At 36.5% G+C, this 1,427-nt stretch carries 1 pseudogene; it reads left to right on the top strand.

Annotation, left to right across the window (positions count from 1 at the left end):
* A pseudogene (locus HMPREF2801_RS01710) lies at positions 1–1,419 on the top strand (helicase); the annotation flags it as partial.
* Positions 1,420–1,427: the final 8 nt, after the last annotated feature.

Raw genomic sequence — 1,427 nt, 5'->3', positions numbered from 1 at the left:
ACGGAGAATACCTTTGATGCGTACCTTTGGCAGACCATCGAGAATAAACAGAAGTTCATTTCTCAGATTATGACAAGCAAAACACCTGTAAGAGTGGCGGAAGATGTGGACGAAAGCAGCTTAAACTATGCAGAGATTAAAGCCCTTGCTACAGGTGATCCGAAAATCAAGGAAAAGATGGATTTGGATAATGAGGTTACAAAACTAAAAATGCTTGAAGCTAACTACAAGTCCAACCGTTACAGATTAGAGGATAAGGTTGCTAAAAACTATCCGGAAGAAATTTCAAGAACGGAAAAACTCATAGAAGCTGTCAAGAAAGATATATCAGAAGTTGAACCTAAAGCGGAAGGAGAGGAAAAGTTTACTTCCATTACCATTTTAGGTGAGAAAATTACGGATAAGAAATTAGCCGGAGAAAAGCTGCTTGAAGCTATTTCTAAAGTAAAAATCAATGAAAGCAAAGTTATCGGTAAGTATAGAAACATGGATTTAGAGGTAAGTTACAATTTCTTCACCAATGAGCATAACTTCAACTTAAACGGTGCTGCAAAGCATTCAGGAGAGCTTGGAACGAGTGCGGACGGTAATATTACAAGACTGGATAATTCTCTTGAGAAAATGCCTGAGAAATTAAAGAGGCTTGAAGAAAAGCTCTTCAGCACAAAAGAACAGCTTGAAAATGCCAAAGAGGAATTACAAAAGCCTTTTGAAAAAGCTGATGAACTAAAGAATAAGGTGCTTCGCTTGGCAGAACTGAATAAGCTCCTTGATATGGGAGAAGTGGAAGAAAAGAGAAATGATAATCCTCTTGTAGAAGATGTAAAACGAGCCATCATTGACTTCTGCAACAGAGAGTATGAAGAAAATCATAGTTATGATGAGTTTGACGCTCTATATCCTGATTTAAAGCACATAGGAATTGCTTATACTGATACACCGGATGAAAGACATGGCATACAGTTTGAGTTAGATCTTGAGAATTATACAGCAACTCAATATGTAAATGATGTGGTAGTAAGTCATTATGATTATGTAAAGGAAAATGGAAGTGTTGAAAAGGCTCTTGATGTCATAAAATTTGAAATGGAAAATGGAGAGTTTAATACCTTTGTTTCGGTAGATGAAGAAGAATTAAAGCAAGCAATGGGACTTGAAATTGATGATGAAGGGAACTTCTATGATCCACTTTCTAAAGACCTTGATAATGATGGAATTGCTGACAGATATGACAATGACTTTAAGGACAGCGATTATTTTGAGTCAACCTATGATGTTGAAGATAATTTGCATACCAAAGAGGAAGCCACACAGAAAACGGGTGATAAACCATCTATCTTAGGACAGATAAGAGCCTATCAGGAAGCAAGTAAAACAGAAGAAAAACAAACTACAAAAGAACAGGAATTTTTAAGATAAGGGGAGGG

It is taken from the genome of Peptoniphilus sp. HMSC062D09, assembly GCF_001811425.1.
Lineage (GTDB): Bacteria > Bacillota > Clostridia > Tissierellales > Peptoniphilaceae > Peptoniphilus_A.
Note: the sequence above shows the minus strand (reverse complement) of the source record. Positions and strands in the feature narration are given on the sequence as shown.